The sequence below is a fragment of the Stieleria maiorica genome, assembly GCF_008035925.1.
Classification (GTDB): Bacteria; Planctomycetota; Planctomycetia; order Pirellulales; family Pirellulaceae; genus Stieleria; species Stieleria maiorica.
On sequence record NZ_CP036264.1, the window covers coordinates 8,112,805 to 8,128,687 of the forward strand.

The 15,883-nt window shown below is 60.9% G+C and carries 13 protein-coding genes; 9 read left to right on the plus strand and 4 right to left on the minus strand.

Going from position 1 to position 15,883, the window contains the following annotated elements; genetic code table 11:
- Window positions 1–62 precede the first annotated feature (62 nt).
- Both Mal15_RS27545 and Mal15_RS27550 read right to left on the minus strand, forming a co-directional pair.
- Window positions 63–695: a hypothetical protein gene (locus Mal15_RS27545; protein ID WP_199773745.1), complete on the minus strand. Its 633-nt coding sequence runs from the start codon at window positions 693–695 to the stop codon at window positions 63–65.
- Window positions 696–702: 7 nt separating this feature from the next.
- Entirely contained in the window at window positions 703–1,290 is a 588-nt protein-coding gene (locus Mal15_RS27550; protein WP_147870699.1) for a hypothetical protein, read from the minus strand.
- Between the two features lie 442 nt (window positions 1,291–1,732).
- On the opposite strand from Mal15_RS27550, the gene ccoN reads away from it, so the two are divergent.
- The 9 genes from ccoN (at window position 1,733) to Mal15_RS27595 (ending at window position 13,315) form a co-directional block, all read left to right on the plus strand.
- Complete coding sequence (gene ccoN, locus Mal15_RS27555; protein ID WP_147870700.1) at window positions 1,733–4,090, plus strand: cytochrome-c oxidase, cbb3-type subunit I; 2,358 nt, start codon at window positions 1,733–1,735, stop codon at window positions 4,088–4,090.
- 24 nt (window positions 4,091–4,114) lie between these two features.
- Entirely contained in the window at window positions 4,115–4,294 is a 180-nt protein-coding gene (locus Mal15_RS27560; protein WP_147870701.1) for a hypothetical protein, read from the plus strand.
- Window positions 4,287–4,898 carry a cbb3-type cytochrome c oxidase N-terminal domain-containing protein gene (locus Mal15_RS27565; RefSeq protein WP_233903066.1) on the plus strand — a complete coding sequence of 204 codons (612 nt, stop codon included), beginning with the start codon at window positions 4,287–4,289 and terminating at the stop codon, window positions 4,896–4,898. Before Mal15_RS27560 ends, Mal15_RS27565 begins: the two co-directional genes overlap by 8 nt.
- 308 nt (window positions 4,899–5,206) lie before the next feature.
- A complete protein-coding gene (gene ccoG / locus Mal15_RS27570) occupies window positions 5,207–6,607 on the plus strand; it encodes a cytochrome c oxidase accessory protein CcoG (RefSeq protein ID WP_147870703.1) in 1,401 nt (466 codons plus the stop codon).
- The gene (locus Mal15_RS27575) at window positions 6,608–7,129 is read left to right on the plus strand and encodes a FixH family protein (RefSeq protein WP_147870704.1); all 522 of its coding nucleotides are present in this window, start codon (window positions 6,608–6,610) and stop codon (window positions 7,127–7,129) included.
- A gap of 2 nt (window positions 7,130–7,131) precedes the next feature.
- Complete coding sequence (locus Mal15_RS27580; protein ID WP_233903067.1) at window positions 7,132–7,944, plus strand: sulfite exporter TauE/SafE family protein; 813 nt, start codon at window positions 7,132–7,134, stop codon at window positions 7,942–7,944.
- Window positions 7,945–8,226: 282 nt separating this feature from the next.
- Window positions 8,227–10,713 carry a heavy metal translocating P-type ATPase gene (locus Mal15_RS27585; RefSeq protein WP_147870705.1) on the plus strand — a complete coding sequence of 829 codons (2,487 nt, stop codon included), beginning with the start codon at window positions 8,227–8,229 and terminating at the stop codon, window positions 10,711–10,713.
- A 144-nt stretch (window positions 10,714–10,857) separates the two neighbouring features.
- Window positions 10,858–11,070, plus strand: coding sequence for a cbb3-type cytochrome oxidase assembly protein CcoS (gene ccoS, locus Mal15_RS27590; protein WP_147872586.1), 213 nt, complete (start codon window positions 10,858–10,860; stop codon window positions 11,068–11,070).
- A complete protein-coding gene (locus Mal15_RS27595) occupies window positions 11,063–13,315 on the plus strand; it encodes a heavy metal translocating P-type ATPase (protein ID WP_199773746.1) in 2,253 nt (750 codons plus the stop codon). The genes ccoS and Mal15_RS27595 overlap by 8 nt, the downstream gene beginning before the upstream one ends.
- Before the next feature lie 191 nt (window positions 13,316–13,506).
- Here Mal15_RS27595 and Mal15_RS27600 read toward each other — a convergent pair whose 3' ends face one another.
- Complete coding sequence (locus Mal15_RS27600; RefSeq protein WP_147870706.1) at window positions 13,507–14,526, minus strand: NAD-dependent epimerase/dehydratase family protein; 1,020 nt, start codon at window positions 14,524–14,526, stop codon at window positions 13,507–13,509.
- A gap of 32 nt (window positions 14,527–14,558) precedes the next feature.
- Window positions 14,559–15,881, minus strand: a complete 1,323-nt coding sequence (locus Mal15_RS27605) for a DUF1552 domain-containing protein (RefSeq protein WP_147870707.1) — start codon at window positions 15,879–15,881, stop codon at window positions 14,559–14,561.
- Between the last annotated feature and the right edge of the window lie 2 nt (window positions 15,882–15,883).

Here is a 15,883-nt window from a genome sequence, read left to right on the forward strand (position 1 = left end):
GCCAGGGGGGAGCCGCTGGGGACAACGCTTCGACAAACTGCTGGGGAGAATGGAGGGCGCGCTTAGGGGAGAGCAGCTGGGGAGAACGGTTCGGCAGAATGGAGCTTTGACGCGTCGGTGCGACGGTCTTGAATCTCCAGGCCGGCGAGCTTGATTTTGTTCTCGCGCATGTAGCTGTGGCATTCGACGCAGCGAACCGTCAGTGAGACATAAGCCAACGCCGCGCGGTGAACGTCTTTGCCGTCGGCGGCTTTTTCGACGGAATTGCAAGCGCGGCGAAACTCGTCGCTTTGTTTTCGATACTCCTCCGTCTGCACGACATTCCAGCCGGCTTCCATGCTGAGCAATCGCAGCGAACGCGCGTTGCTGGCGATCTTGTCGAACTGTTCCAACGTCAAGCCTTCCAAGATGTTTTTGGCGCGATCGAGCTTCCGACGCATCAACGGTGCGACGTTGTCCGGGGCCACGCGTTCACCGCCGATCGGGTCTTGCGCGGCCGCGGGGGACGCGGCAAGCGATGGGATCAAAACGGCGGCGATCAGGGTGAGTGAGAGAAGGTTGGTGCGGCGCATGGGTGACTTTTGGGGCGGTAGGATGAAAAGGGTGATCTTGCCGATGCCGGCCTGCAGCGTCAGCGAGGGGCCACGTGGCGTCCCTCGCTGACGCTTCGGGCTGGCATGATCGGAAACCGGCACGGTCCGGTTAGCCGTCGGTCCGCGCCGGCAACGTGGATTCGATTTCGTCCAGGACGCGTTGTTCGGCCGGGCAGACCTTTCCCACGCCAAGCACGCCACCGGAGGCCATGGCGACTTCCTTGGCCTGTTCCAACAACCGCTGGCGTAGCTTGTTGGCGGTCTCGGCGGGCAGTGTGTGGTGGACGCCCGCGGCGTATTCTTTCCACAACCCCCACATGTCGCGTGGCGGACGCGCTTGCAGCCATTGTTCCAGCAACCGGAACGCGAGCGGGTTGGAGCTGACCCCTCGCCGCAGCGCCGCACTCATCACACTCTTGCGTTCTTCCGGGGTGACCGAGCCGCTGGCCCAGGCGACGAACACCAGCGGGGTCAGCGTCATCGCGGCGATGTTGGACGCGTTGATGCCGGCTTCGACCAAGTGGGTCGCCACGCGTTCGTCGCGGACCCCGGTCGCCTTGGTCAGTTCCGCCAGACGTTCGTCGCGTTCATCTTTCTCGCGAAGCTTGCGCAAAAGTTCCTGGTCGACACGTTGGAAGTATTGATCTTCCAGAGCTTGCCCACGTCGGTGAATCGTGTCCCGTTCGATCATCTTCATGTTCCTTCTGTTGCGTGACGTTCCGTTGCGTGCGTTCGCGTTGGGGCTGAAATCGAGTTTCAACCGTTACAATGCAAACGGAGTGCCGATCCGGATGCGATCGGGGACCATTTTCCGTTTGATGCGTTGTGAAAGACCCGAAACGCGTGGTCGATGTTGTCGCCACGGCGGTGCGTGGCGGTGGAGCGAGGAAGAGGTCGCCCAGACTGTGTGCGGCTGGGCGCGCCGGCCCGCCTGGGTGTGCACCGGGGCACGAAATTCGGTATTTTAGATGCGGCAAACCGTCACGCTGGGTGTGCGTTTCGCGGCGTTTCGCCGCTGCGGGGTCCAGAATTCGAATTAACACTCCGCCTTCGGCACCAAATTTGTTAAACAGCGGGCTTGTCGCGGTCGTCCCCGTTAAGGCCGCAAGGAAATCACTGACCAAAGATGAACGCCGCTGATGGACACGCATGTCGCGAATCAATCGGAGCAAGCCGATGCAGCAGATGGGACCACGACACAACGCTCGACTGTATTGGAGTCATTCAGCTATGACGACGGGATCGTTCGCCTGTTCGCGACGGCGACGATCGTTTGGGCGCTGGTAGGCACCCTGGCGGGGCTGTTCGTCGCATTGTTGTTGGTGATGCCGACGTTGACCGAGGGGATCCCGTGGCTGTCATTCGGGCGGTTGAGACCGCTGCACACCAACGCGGCGATCTTCGCGTTCGCCGGCAACGCGATCTTCGCGGCGGTTTATTACAGCACCCAGCGATTGTGCAAGGCACGGATGTGGAGCGACACGCTCAGCCGGCTGCACTTTTGGGGCTGGCAGGCGATCATCGTCGCCGCGGCGGTGACGTTGCCGTTGGGAATCACCCAGTCGCGTGAGTACGCCGAATTGGAGTGGCCGATCGACATCGCGATCGCGGTGGTGTGGTTGCTGATCTTCGGCGGCAACTTCCTGATGACGTTGATCAATCGTCGCGAGCGTCACATGTACGTGGCGTTGTGGTTTTACATCGCGACGATCGTCACGGTCGCGGTCTTGCACGTGTTCAACAACCTGGTCGTTCCGGCCGGATTGTTCAAAGGATACAGCGTTTACGCGGGGGTTCAGGACGCTTTCATGCAGTGGTGGTATGGTCACAACGCGGTGGCGTTTTTCCTGACCACGCCGTTTTTGGGTTTGATGTATTACTTCCTGCCCAAGGCGGCCGACCGGCCGGTGTTCAGTTACCGATTGAGCATCATCCACTTTTGGTCGTTGGTATTCATCTACATCTGGGCCGGTCCCCACCACTTGCACTACACGGCGTTGCCGGAGTGGGCCAGCACGTTGGGGATGTTGTTCAGTTTGATGCTGTGGATGCCCAGCTGGGGCGGCATGATCAACGGTTTGCTGACGCTACGCGGTGCCTGGCACAAGGTCGCCGCCGACCCGGTGCTGAAATTCTTTGTCGTCGGCGTAACCTTTTATGGGATGGCGACGTTCGAAGGCCCGATGTTGTCGATCAAATCGGTCAACTCGCTCAGCCACTACACCGACTGGACGATCGCCCACGTCCACTCCGGGGCGCTCGGATGGAACGGGTTCATGGCGTTCGGCATGCTGTACTGGCTGCTGCCGCGAATCTTCCAGACCAAGATCTGGAGCGAAAAACTGGTCAGTTTGCACTTCTGGACCGGCACGCTGGGGATTCTGCTGTACATCGTGCCGATCTACGCCGCCGGTCTGATGCAGGGTCTGATGTGGCGTGCGATGGATGAGACCGGAAACCTTCAATACCCGGACTTCATCGAAACGGTCCAATCGATCGTCCCGCTGTGGTGGGTGCGTGTGCTGGGCGGTGCGTTGTATGTCGGCGGGATCGTGATGTTGTGCATCAACGCGTTGTTCACTTGGTTCGGGCGTCCGGACAGCTACGACGTCCCGGTCTACTCGGCGCCACGGCTGACAGACGACTATCAGGACGATCCCAAGCCGAAGAGCGATTTGGACGACGTGCCGATGTTGGACTCGGCGAAAAGTTTGAGCGTCTGGGCCAGGATGGGCTGGCACCGCCGTTGGGAGCGATTGCCGGTCCGGTTCACCGTGTTGACGACGTTGGCGGTGGTGATTGCAACGTTGTTCGAGCTGGTGCCGACGTTCTTGATCCGGTCCAACGTGCCGACGATCGCGACAGTCAAACCGTACACGCCGCTGGAGCTTGCCGGACGTCACATCTTTGTTTCCGAGGGTTGTTACAACTGCCACTCGCAGATGATCCGCCCGATCGTGGCCGAAACCAAGCGTTATGGCGAATACAGCAAACCCGGCGAATTCATCTATGACCGCCCGTTCCAGTGGGGCAGCCGTCGCATCGGTCCCGACCTGGCGCGCGAGGGTGGCCGGCAGAGCAGTTTCTGGCACTGGCGTCACTTCGAGAATCCGGCCTACGTCTCGCCGGGTTCGGTGATGCCCAGCTACGAGCATTTGTTGACTGAAGAAATGAACTTCGACGCCATCGCGCCGCACGTCAAAGCGGCGTGGCAACTGGGCGCCCCGTACAGCGACGAGGATCTGAACAACACCGCCGAGGTCGCTTACAAGCAGGCCGAGCGGGTCGCCGCGGAGATCGTCGCCCAGGGCGGTCCGGCGAGCACGATGGACACGCAAGCGGTGGCGTTGATCGCCTACCTGCAACGGATCGGGATCGATCTGTTCGCCACGCCGGAACCGAAGCCCGAGGAAAGCGGCGGTGATGTGGCGGCCGGGACCGCGGTTGAATCGGGAGACACAGCGGCCGAAGCCGAAGCCGACGACGAGACCGAGTGAGAAACCTCCAGCAAACCCAGAGCCATGATCAAAGATTTAGTTTCCTTCATCGACTATTCCGCCTGTGCCGAGGTCGCGCTGGCGCTGTTTGTCGTCACTTTTATTCTGATCTTTTTCGGCGCGTTTCGTCTCAGCAATCACGCCACGGAAAAGTTTGCCGCCATTCCATTAAGCGATCATATCGAGGATCCTCGCAGTGAGTGAAGCACCAAAGACCGACCACGCCTATGACGGCATCGAAGAGTATGACAATCCGCTGCCGGGTTGGTGGAAATGGTTGTTTATCGCGTCGATCGTGTTCTGTCCGTTCTATTGGGTGTATTACCACAACGGCGCGAAAGGACGATCGATCCAAGATCAGTACGGCGTCGCGCTGGCGGAGAACACGCGATTGCAGTTCGCCGAGATCGGGGACCTGAAATTGGACGGCCCGACGATCGCCAGGTTCATGGCCAAAGACAGCTGGGTGAAGGTCGGCGAGTCGGTGTTCCGCGCCAATTGCGTCTCCTGTCACGGCCGCGAGGGCGAAGGCAAGGTCGGCCCGAATTTGACCGACGAGGCGTTCAAGAACATCACCGTGTTGGCGGACATCGGCAAAGTGATCAACAACGGCGCCGGAAACGGGGCGATGCCGAAGTGGTCCAATCGGCTGCACATCAACGAGATCGTTTTGGTGTCTGCCTATGTCGCCAAGTTACGGGGGCAGAATGTGGAAGGCGGCCGACCGGAAGAGGGCAACAAGATTGCGCCGTGGCCGGAGCCGGTGGTCGAGGAAGAGTCGGACGAAGAGGGCGACGCGAAGTCGTGATCGTTTCGGGTAGCGGAACTCGCCGAGAGTTTCGCTGCGGCGGAATGGCGGAGGCAATTGGGCATTACGTTCCAAGGCGGAGCCTTGGAACGAGGAAAATTGATTCTGGGCATTACGTTCCAAGGCGGAGCCTGGAACGAGGAAAATTGAACCTTGTTCACGGGCTCAGCCTGGGGACACACCGACTTGTAGGCTTCGCCTCGTATGGGTCGGCTACGTGTGGCGGAGCCACTCGGGCATTGCGTTCCAAGGCGGAGCCTTGGAACGAGGATAAACGAGGATACGTGGAGGATTTGAACAGAACAGAGATGAACAAGACTGTACCGGGCAACGACGCGTTGTTGGACGCTCCCGAACACGTGCTGAGCACGATGGAGCGTGACGGCAGTCGACGCTGGTTGCGTCCGCGATTGTCGATGGGGGCCTGGTGGCAACGTCGACGCATCGTTGCCTATCTATTGATGGTGGTGTTTGTGCTGGTCCCGCATCTGCGGATCGGCGGCAAGCCCGTCATCTTGTTGGACATCGCCGGTCGTGAGTTTACGATTCTGGGACGCACGTTTCTGCCGACCGACACGCTGTTGCTGGCGTTGTTGATGTTGACCGTGTTCGTCTCCATCGTCTTGGTCACCGCGATTGCCGGGCGCGCCTGGTGCGGCTGGGCCTGTCCCCAAACGGTCTACATGGAGTTTCTGTTCCGCCCGATCGATCGGTTGTTTGAAGGCACGGTGGGCAAGGGGGGCAAGGCGAAACGGAGCGTCTCGTTCCCGCTGCAGATCGCTCGCTTCGCGGTGTATGTCTTGTTGTGCGGATTTTTGGCCCACACCTTCCTGGCCTATTTTGTTCGCACCGACCAGCTGAAGGAGTGGGTGACCAGTTCACCGATCGAACATCCGGTCGCGTTTGTGGTGATGGCGGCAACGTTGGGATTGATGCTGTTTGATTTCATGTTCTTCCGCGAACAGCTTTGTCTGATCGCTTGCCCCTACGGTCGGTTCCAGTCGGTCATGCTGGACGAACAGTCGTTGATCGTGGCCTATGACCACGTCCGCGGCGAACCTCGAAAGCGTGGCAAACACACCTCCGGTGACGGCGCGGGGGACTGCGTGGATTGCAACCAGTGCGTCGTCGTCTGTCCGACCGGTATCGACATCCGAAACGGGTTGCAGATGGAATGTGTCAATTGCACCCAGTGCATCGACGCCTGTGATGTGGTGATGGAGCGGGTCGGGTCGCCCAAGGGGCTGATCCGCTACAGTTCCCAGGATTCGATCGCAGGGAAGGCGATGAAGATGTTCCGCGCCCGAACGATCGTTTATCCGCTGATTCTGTTGTTATTGATGAGCGGGCTGGTGTTTGCGATTTCGACCAAATCGGGGTTTGACGCGCGAATCATTCGTCCCGGTGGTGCCCCGTTTACCATGTATCCCGACGGCACGGCATCCAACGAGTTTCGCATTCGTCTGGTCAATCGCACCTCCGAGCCGCAAAAGTATGGATTGGTTTCCGAGTCGGACGATGTAACGATCGAAGTGTTGGATGAAGACAAGATGAGTCTGGAACCCGGCCAGTCGGTGTTGGTTCCCGTCCACGTCACGTTCAAGGGCTCGATGACGCGTGGCAGCGGTCGCAAGGTCGTGCCGGCGACGATTTCAGACAAAAGCGACAATGTTCGCGAAGTCGAATTCTCACTTTTAGGACCCCGGTAAATGGCTACGGCGACAGGGATCGAATCCATCGAGTCGGCAGAACGACGCGCCAAGCGGTTTTGGATCGCGTTGGTCGTGTTTCTGTTTGCGATCCAATGCACCATCATGGGGCTGGTGATGCACCTGGCGATCGGCGATCCGTCGGCCGCCGTGGTGCCCGATTACCATAACCGGGCGCTGAACTGGGATGAGGCGCGGCGAACCCTGGAGGCTGCCGATCGGCTGGGGTGGCAGATCCGCTTTGAAGCCTCCGATGTCGCAGACGATCGGGGCATGCGGGCGATCGAATTGAACATCACCGACGAGCAGGGCGATGGGATCGATAACTTGGTGGTCGGCGGCAAGTTGTACCACCACGCGCGGGCCGACGAGGTCAGCCCGGTTTCGCTGAAGTCGATCGGCGAGGGAAATTATTTGGCGTTGGTGCCGGCCGGGCGAGCGGGCATTTGGCAACTGGAACTCAAGATCGATGGGGCTTCGGAGCCGGTGGCACAGTCGTTGACCTTCAACATCAAACGCTAGCGATGGACACAATCCTTGTATTGGTCACGGCGGTCGTGACCGCCAGTGTTTTGGGCAGCATGCACTGCGTCGGCATGTGCGGGCCGCTGGCGATTTGGGCCAGCGGCGGCGGCGACCAAGTCAGCCGCGGCACCTTGGCGGCGTCCACCACGCTGTACCATCTGGGACGATTGCTGACCTACACGCTGGCCGGAGGTGTGGCCGGATTGATCGGCAACATCATCGACATCGGCGGCGACACGCTGGGCATCCAGGTCGCCGCGGCCAGGGTTGTCGGCGCGGCGATGATCGCGATGGGATTGTGGAAGCTTTGGAGCCTCTGGAGGGGCCGATCGAAAAACGTCTCCGCGGCGCCGTCGGCGGTGGGAAAGGTGCTGGTCAAATTGAGGCCGTATATCTTTCGGTTGCCGATCGCCGGTCGCGGATTTGCGACGGGATTGTTGACGACGCTGCTGCCGTGTGGCTGGTTGTATTTGTTCGCGTTGATCGCGGCTGGAACGGGCAGCCCGATGCGTGGGGCGATCGTGATGGCGGCGTTTTGGCTGGGCAGTGTCCCGGCGTTGGTCGGTCTGGTCGCCGGGGTGCGCGTGTTGTCGCTTCGATTTTCACGACTGGTCCCGGGGCTGGCCGCGCTGATGCTGATTTTTGCGGGCTGCTTCACGGCCTCGGGGCGCGGATTCAGTGGTTTGGATTCGCTGGAGGAATTGAAGTCGTCGGGAACGACGATCGAGCAAGTCGAACAATCAGGGGAGAAACCGTTGCCGTGCTGTCAGGTGAAGGATTCTTTCGATCACAAACTGAGCCGCAGGCGCTAGCCTCGGGCCTTACGAGTCTCGAATGGCAATCCAAGGCCCGCGGCTAGCGCCGTCGGTTCATACTTTAGGTGGCATTGGGCTCGCGCCAAACGGCTGACAATCGATTGTCATCAGCCGGCTCGCGCGAGCGCGAGTGGCCTAAACTTAGCGGTAGTGGGCATCAGCCGCCCCCAGTCGCTGCGAGGCAGCGACCGGGAATCGCCTAAAGGCTAGACACGAGCGATTGCTGAATCCCCTTTCTCTGTCCTACCCCAAAAACAAGTTTGGACGAAGCATCTCGACATGTCATCGACCGCATCCACGCCGCAAGCCGATTCGACCTCCCAGCCACAGCGCTGTGAGATCCCTTGTGTGCATTGTGGGTTGCCGACCGTTTGCAGCAGCGCCGACGATCCGACACGGGTGTTTTGCTGCGGTGGTTGCCGTCAGGCGTACGAGTTGATTCATGGTTGGGGGTTGGACGACTATTACGCGATCCGCGACCGGTCGGGCGGATCGACCGGCGTGTTTGCCAAAGCGGACGCGTCTCGCTACGACTGCTTTGACGACGATCAGTATCTGGGGGCGTCGGCGCCCCGACGTGGATCCGACGGCAGCCTGTCGACAGAGCTGTCGGTCAGCGGCTTACACTGCGCGGCGTGCGCGTGGCTGATCGAAAACGTCGCCGGGCGGACGCGGGGATGGCACCTGGCGAGGGTTCGATTGAATCGTCACACCGTTCAGATCGTCTTCGATCCCGAGCAGATCAAGCTCAGCGAAATCGCCCATCTGATCGGCAAGTTGGGTTACACGCTGTCGCCGCTGACGACCGAACCGGTGGACCGTTTCCGCCAGGAGAACCGCCGGTTGTTGATGCAGATCGCCGCGGCCGGTTTTTGTGCGGCCAATGCGATGTGGATCGCGATCGCACTGTATGCCGGTGACGCATCGGGCGTTGCCAGCGAGCACCGACTGTTTTTGCGGATCGCCGCGGCGGTGTTGGGTGTCGCCACGGTTGCGTTTCCAGGCCGGACGTTTTTCGTCAGTGCGCTGGCGGCGCTGCGAAACTGGACGCCGCACATGGACCTGCCGGTCGCGTTGGGGCTTTCGGTGGGCACGATCGTCGGATTGGTCAACGCGATCAGCGGTAGCGGCGAAGTCTATTTTGATTCGCTGGCGATGCTGGTGTTCTTGTTGCTGATCGGGCGTTGGATTCAGTTCCGACAACAGCATCGTGCGGCCAGCGCGGTCGATCTGTTGCTGCGGATCACACCCCAGCATGCCCGATTGATCGATAAAGATTCCGCCGATGCTCCCGCGCGCTGGGTGATGGTCAATTCATTGACCGCGGGGCAGGTGATCCGGGTCAACGTGTCCGAGAGCATTCCCGTTGATGGGCGGATCGTCGAGGGAGAAACGATGGTCGATCGATCGTTATTGACCGGTGAAAGCGTCCCGGTGGAAGCAAGCGTCGGCGACGGCGTGACTGCGGGCACGGTCAACCTGTCGCGACCGATCACGGTGCGTGTCGAAGCGATCGGGTCGGACAGTCGCATCGGGCGGGTGATGGAATCGGTCGAGGCGGCGATGGCTCAGCGAACGCCGATTGTGCAATTGGCCGACCGCATCGGCGGCGTTTTTGTTGTCGTGGTGACGCTGCTGGCGGTGATCGCGTTCGCCGCCTGGGCGCGTCACGGAATCGACCTCGCGACGGCCCATGCGACGTCGTTGTTGATCGTCGCCTGTCCGTGTGCGTTGGCACTGGCGACGCCGCTTGCGATCGCGGTTTCGCTCGGTCGGGCGGCGAAACGAAAGATCTTGATTCGCGACGGCGATGTGCTGCAGCAGCTTAGCGGTCGCGGCACCGTGTGGTTTGACAAGACGGGCACGTTGACCGAAGGACGTCCGCGGGCGGAACTTGTCTATGGACCGACCGAAGCGTTACAGATGGCCGCGGCGATCGAACGCGAGTGTTGTCACCCGATCGCCGATGCGATTCTGCGTGAAGCGGATCGGTTGGATCTTGCGCCGCCGGCGCAGGTGGACGCGATCGAGTTGGAGATGGGGGGGATTTCGGGCCGCTGCGAAGGAAGCCGGGTCGACGTAGGCAACGAAACGTTTCTGCGTCGTCAAGGCGCCGTGCCGTCGACGGAAATCTTGGATCAGACGCAGCGTTGTTTGGAAAATCAAACCACACCCGTGATCGTCGCGATCGATGGCCAAGCGATCGCGGTGCTGGCGATCGCCGATCCGATCAAACGTGACGCCAAATCGACGGTCGATCGGATCCGCCGGTCCGGCTGGGGGGTGGGGATTTTATCGGGTGACCACCGCGAGTTGGTCGACAAAGTGTCGCGCCGGGTCGGCATCGATCCGCAAAATGCGTTGGGCGGCCTTTCGCCGGAAGACAAGTTGAAACAGGTGACTGCCGATGGCGCGGGGCCGGTGGTGATGATCGGCGATGGGGCCAACGACGCGGCGGCGTTGGCGGCGGCGGACGTGGGGATCGCGGTGCGTGGGGGGGCCGAGGTGAGCCTGCAGGCGGCACCGGTGTTCGTCGCGTCGGGGACGCTGGAGAGCGTGGCGGACCTCGTGGACGCGTCGCGGCGGACGAACCATTTGATCCGCACGACGTTTGCGGTTTCGCTGGCGTACAATGTGGTCGCCGTCGTGTTGGCGATGTTGGGATTCATCAGCCCGCTGGTCGCGGCGGTGTTGATGCCGATCAGTTCGGTGTCCGTGTTGTCATTGACACTCGCCTGGCCGACGTTTGCCGATCAGGCAGAATAGCGGTCCGAGCGAATGTGTTGGTGTCCAGGCTTTAGCCGCCCATTGTCGCTGCCTTGCAGCGACCGGGAATCGCCTAAAGGCTAGACACCAACGTTCGCTGAATCGCTTGTTGCTTGTATCCGAGCCATTGAGGTGTTTTTCAAAATGAGTGTGCTGTACATCGCATTGCCGATCGCGTTGCTGCTTGGTGGCGGCGGGCTGTTGGCATGCCTGTATTGCATCCGCGACGGCCAGTACGACGATCTGGATTCGCCCTCGGTCCGAATCCTGGTGGATGAACACCGGGTGGACGATCAAGATGCGCGTGACGGGCCGGTCGACGAAGATTTATCAGGAAGCAATCAAGAACGTGTCTGAACTGAACACTGCTGACGGGAACCGCCGCGCGGAATTTAACGTGTCGGGCATGACTTGCGCCGGCTGCGCACAATCGATCGAGCGATCGTTGTTGCGGCAACCGGACGTGCAATCGGCCGTCGTGAACTTTGCCGGCGGCAACGTGGTGATCAACTACGACCCGGCGAAAACGGACGAAGCCCAATTGGCAGACGTCATCCGCCAGACCGGATTTCAGGTGGAAACGGGGGATCGCGAGACGACGGAGGAAGACCGCCGGAGGGAGCTGCACGCCACGCGGGTGATGTGGTTGGGTGTGGCGCTGACGCTGCCGTTGTTTGTGCTCAGCATGGGCCGAGACTTCGGCCTCTGGGGGCCGTGGGCGCACGCCGATTGGGTGAATTACCTGATGTTCGCCTTGGCGACTCCGGTGCAGTTCTACGTCGGCCGGACGTTTTACGAAGGCGCCTTTCGGTCGCTGCGCAGCCGTGTGGCCAACATGGACGTGTTGGTGACGATGAGCACGTCGGTGGCGTACGCGTTCAGCGTGGCGGTGATGCTGTTGTTGACCGCGGGCAGCGAGCTGTTGGGAACTCACGTCTACTTCGAAACCTCCGCCACGATCATCGCCCTGGTCATGGTCGGTCATTGGATCGAAGGTCGTGCCAAGACGCGAACCAATGGTGCGATCACATCACTGTTGAATCTGCAAGCCAAAACGGCGCGGATCGTGCGTGATGGCAACCAAGTCGACGTGCCGATCGAAGAGGTGGTGCTGGGCGACCATGTGATCGTACGTCCGGGAGAGCGGATCCCCGTTGACGGAGTCGTGATCGCCGGCCAAAGCGTGGTCGACGAGAGCATGATCACCGGCGAAAGCATGCCGGTCCAGAAGCCGGTCGGAAGCGATGTGATCGGTGCGACGATCAACGGCGATGGGGTGCTGACGATCGAAGCGCAGCACTTGGGGGCTGAATCGGCACTCGCGCGAATCGTCAAGCAAGTTGCCGACGCCCAGGCGACGAAGGCACCGATCCAGAAGCTGGCCGATCAGATCTCTGCGGTCTTCGTTCCGATCGTGATCGCGGTCGCGCTGGCCGCATTCTGCGTTTGGTTCTTTATCATCGGAGACACCGTCGTTGCGATCTTGCGGATGATCGCGGTGTTGATCATTTCGTGCCCCTGTGCGATGGGTTTGGCGACACCGCTGGCGGTGACCGTGGGGATGGGACGCGGGGCGGAGAACGGGATTCTGTTCAAGTCCAGCGAAGCAATCCAGCGTGTCGGCCGGATCGATCATGTGGTCCTGGACAAGACCGGCACGATCACGCGCGGCGAGCAAGTGATCACCGATACGATCACGTTGTCTGATTTAGACGCGGAACAATTGATCGCGATGGCGGGCAGTGTCGAATGGGGCAGCCAGCATCCGATCGCCGCGGCGATTTTGAATGAAGCCCAGCGATTGGGCGTCGAAACATCGATGCCCGATGACGTCCAGTCGACGCCCGGCCAAGGTGTCTCCGCCAGGTGGGACGGAAAACAGGTGCACGTGGGCAACCTGCGGTTTGTGGAGCAGCATTCGCAGGTCGACGCAGAACTGCAGGATCGCGCCGCCGGGTTGCAGCGACAGGCCAAGACCGTGATGTGGGTCGCCTGTGACGGAGCGATCATCGGTTTGATCGCGGTCGCCGACACGATCAAACCGGAATCCGCCGAAGCGATCCGGCGGTTGCACGGCAAGGGCATCGTGGTGTCGATGCTGACCGGTGACAACCAGCACACCGCCGAAGCGGTCGCCGAACAAGTCGGCATCGACGACGTGATGGCCGAAGTGTTGCCGGGCGACAAGACGAAGCGAATTCGGGACTTGCAGTCGCGGGGCGAGTTCACGGCGATGGTGGGCGACGGCATCAACGACGCTCCGGCGCTGGCCCAGGCCGACGTCGGAATCGCGATCGGAACCGGGACCGACGTCGCAATCGAAGCGGCCGATGTCACGCTGTTGGGCGGGGAATTGCGCGGCGTCGCGCGGGCGGTCCATCTGTCGGCGATGACGATGCGGAACATCAAGCAAAACCTGTTCTGGGCCTTTGCCTACAACGTCGCGCTGATCCCGGTCGCCGCGGGTGTGTTGGCCGGTGTCGATTCGGCTCCGCACTGGTTGCGCGAACTGCATCCGATCACCGCCGCCATGGCCATGGTCGGATCGGATCTGGTGATTGTGAGTAACGCACTGCGGCTGCGACGGGCGAAGGTGGACTAGTGCTCCGTCGACTATTGAAGGGAAGGGGCGGCGGAAAGGGGGTAAGAAGATTTTGGAGGTAAGAAAATTTTGAAATGCACCATCCCTTCGATTAAATAAATTTTCTTACCTCCTTAATCTTCCTACCTCTCCACCGGCTGATCGTTCCCGGTCAAGTCGGTTGGAATCCGTGGACCGATCTCTGGTGTCGATCACCGGCCCCTTTTAATCCAACCGTTGTCGACGTACCAACTTGTGGTCTCATCGATCCTTTCTTGAAGCGTCTTGGCGGGTTGGAACCCGGTCTCGCGGCGGAGCCGTGCGGCGTCGCAGGCCCAGGATCCTGCGGTCGCCTCTCTGGCTTTGTCGATGCTCAGGATGTGCGGCCGACCGCGAAGCCGGGAAACACCACTGTTGATCGTTGCGATGGTCCAGATCAGCGGCGAAGGGCTGCGGACGATCCAGACGTGTTGTTTGCCCAACGATCGGCCGATCATCTGTCCAAGTTCCGCGTACGTCGGTGTTTCATCGGCGGCCGCGAAATAGATGCCTCGGCGATCGGTCGCGTTGTGGCAAACACGCATGCCGGCCGTTGCGACCAGGACCAGCGCATGGCAGAGGTCGTCGACGTGGATCACGGAGAAGAGGTGGTCGGCAATGCCGGGGACCAAGTGCAGGTTCCATTTCGCGATCCCGCCAAACATCTCGAAACCATCGCGATCGCCGGGGCCCAGCACGATCGGCGGGCGGAGGATGGAGATCGGAACGGAATCGGCGTACTCCAGCAGTGCCGATTCGCCGCCCAGTTTGCTTTTCCCGTAATCGGAAACCGGCGCGGGTTCGTCGGTTTCACTCCGCAGGGTGGATCCGTTGCATGGTCCGGCGGCGGCCAGGGAGGACACGTGGACCAGCGTGGGCGGCGTGTCGCGATCGGCGCAGGCCTCGGCCAACAGCCGCGGCCCGAGCAGGTTGGCTTGTTCGAACTCCCGTTTCCGCAGCGCTTTGGTCGTTCCGGCCAGATTGAAGACGACGTCGCAATCACGGACGGCATCGTCCAGCGATCGCCGGTCGGACAGATCGCCGACGATGAACTGTGGATCAAACGCTTGCAGGCCGCGTCGATCTGAGGTGGATCGAACCAGGCACGTGACGCGATCACCGCGGGCCGAAAGATGGCGGACCAACTGGGTACCGATGAAACCGGTCGCGCCGGTGACGAGAACGTTGGCCATCACTCTGGTTCGGCAAGAGTCTTTGAGGCGGGCTACGCCCGTGTCGGTTCAAGCCCCTTCATCGTCGATTTCCCGCTCGAAAACTCATCGGTCGGCAGTCCGGATTGCTGCAACACCGAGACGAACAGGTTGGCTAAAGGATAATTGTTGCTGCGATCAAAGGCGAGATGTTGTCCGTGGCGGAAGCCACCACCCCCAACGAGTACGGGCAGGTTGCGGTTGTCGTGGCTGGAGGCGTTGCCGAGATTGCTGGTCATCAAGACGGAGGTCTGGTCGAGCAAGTTGCCTTCGGTTTCTTCAAAGCCAGCCAGGCTGCGGAGGAAATCGCCATAGGCCGCAACGATTTCTTCTTCGATCAACGCCAACTGAGCGAGCTTGTCCGCGTCGCGACCATGATGGCTGAGCGTGTGATAGCCCTCGTCGACGCCTTCGATCGGCAGCTTGGCGTTGCCGCCGGGTAGGTTCAGCGTGATGAATCGCGTCGAGTCGGTTTGCAGAGCCAGTTTCATCAAGCTCAGCATCATCGCCTGGCAGCCGACCAGGTCATTTGCGTCCGGCGGGGTCGGCGGTTTGGCGTCGACGACCGGCTTGGGCAGTTTTGCCCAGCGTTCGTTGGCGGCCATGCGCAATTCAAGTTCACGGACGCTGGAAAAGTACGAATCCAGTCGATTGCGGTCACCAGCGCCCAGATCGCGTTGCAATCGCTTGGCGTCGTCGTTGACCACGTCCATGATGCTGCGTCCGCTGCGAATCCGATCGGCTTGCCGCAGGCGTTCCTCTTGTGACTGGTCGATGAACAGCGTGGCGAACAACCGGGCGGGCGAACTTTCCGAAGGGATCATCGCCCCGGTGTCGGTGTAGGAGGGGCTTTGCGTTCCGCTGGTGCTGAGGACCAACGACGGATAACGCGTGGCACCGCCGAGATGCTTGGCCAGGTATTGATCGACCGAGATGGTGTTCTTGGCGCTGCCGCTGTTTCCGATCGGTGTCGCGGTCAAGATGCTCGCTTCGGCGCGGTGCCCGTTTGAAACGCCCGGGTGACTGCTGCCGGAGACGACCGTGAATTGATCGCGGATGTCGTCCAGTTGTTTCAAGTAGCGGGACGGCGAATACGTTTGGCCGGATTGTTCGGGGAACAAGTTTTCGGCCAGCAGTCCCAACCCGATCGAAACCGAGACGAATCGTTGGGGCGGGGGATCGGTCTGCGTTCCCGCAGATGCTTGCATCGCCGACAACCACGGCAGTGACATCGCGACGCCGCTGCCACGCAGCACCGTGCGCCGGGCCAGACGACTTTTGGCAGAATGAAAACGGGTCGGTTCGCGATTTTCGGCGTGGGCTTGTTGGTTCGTCATCG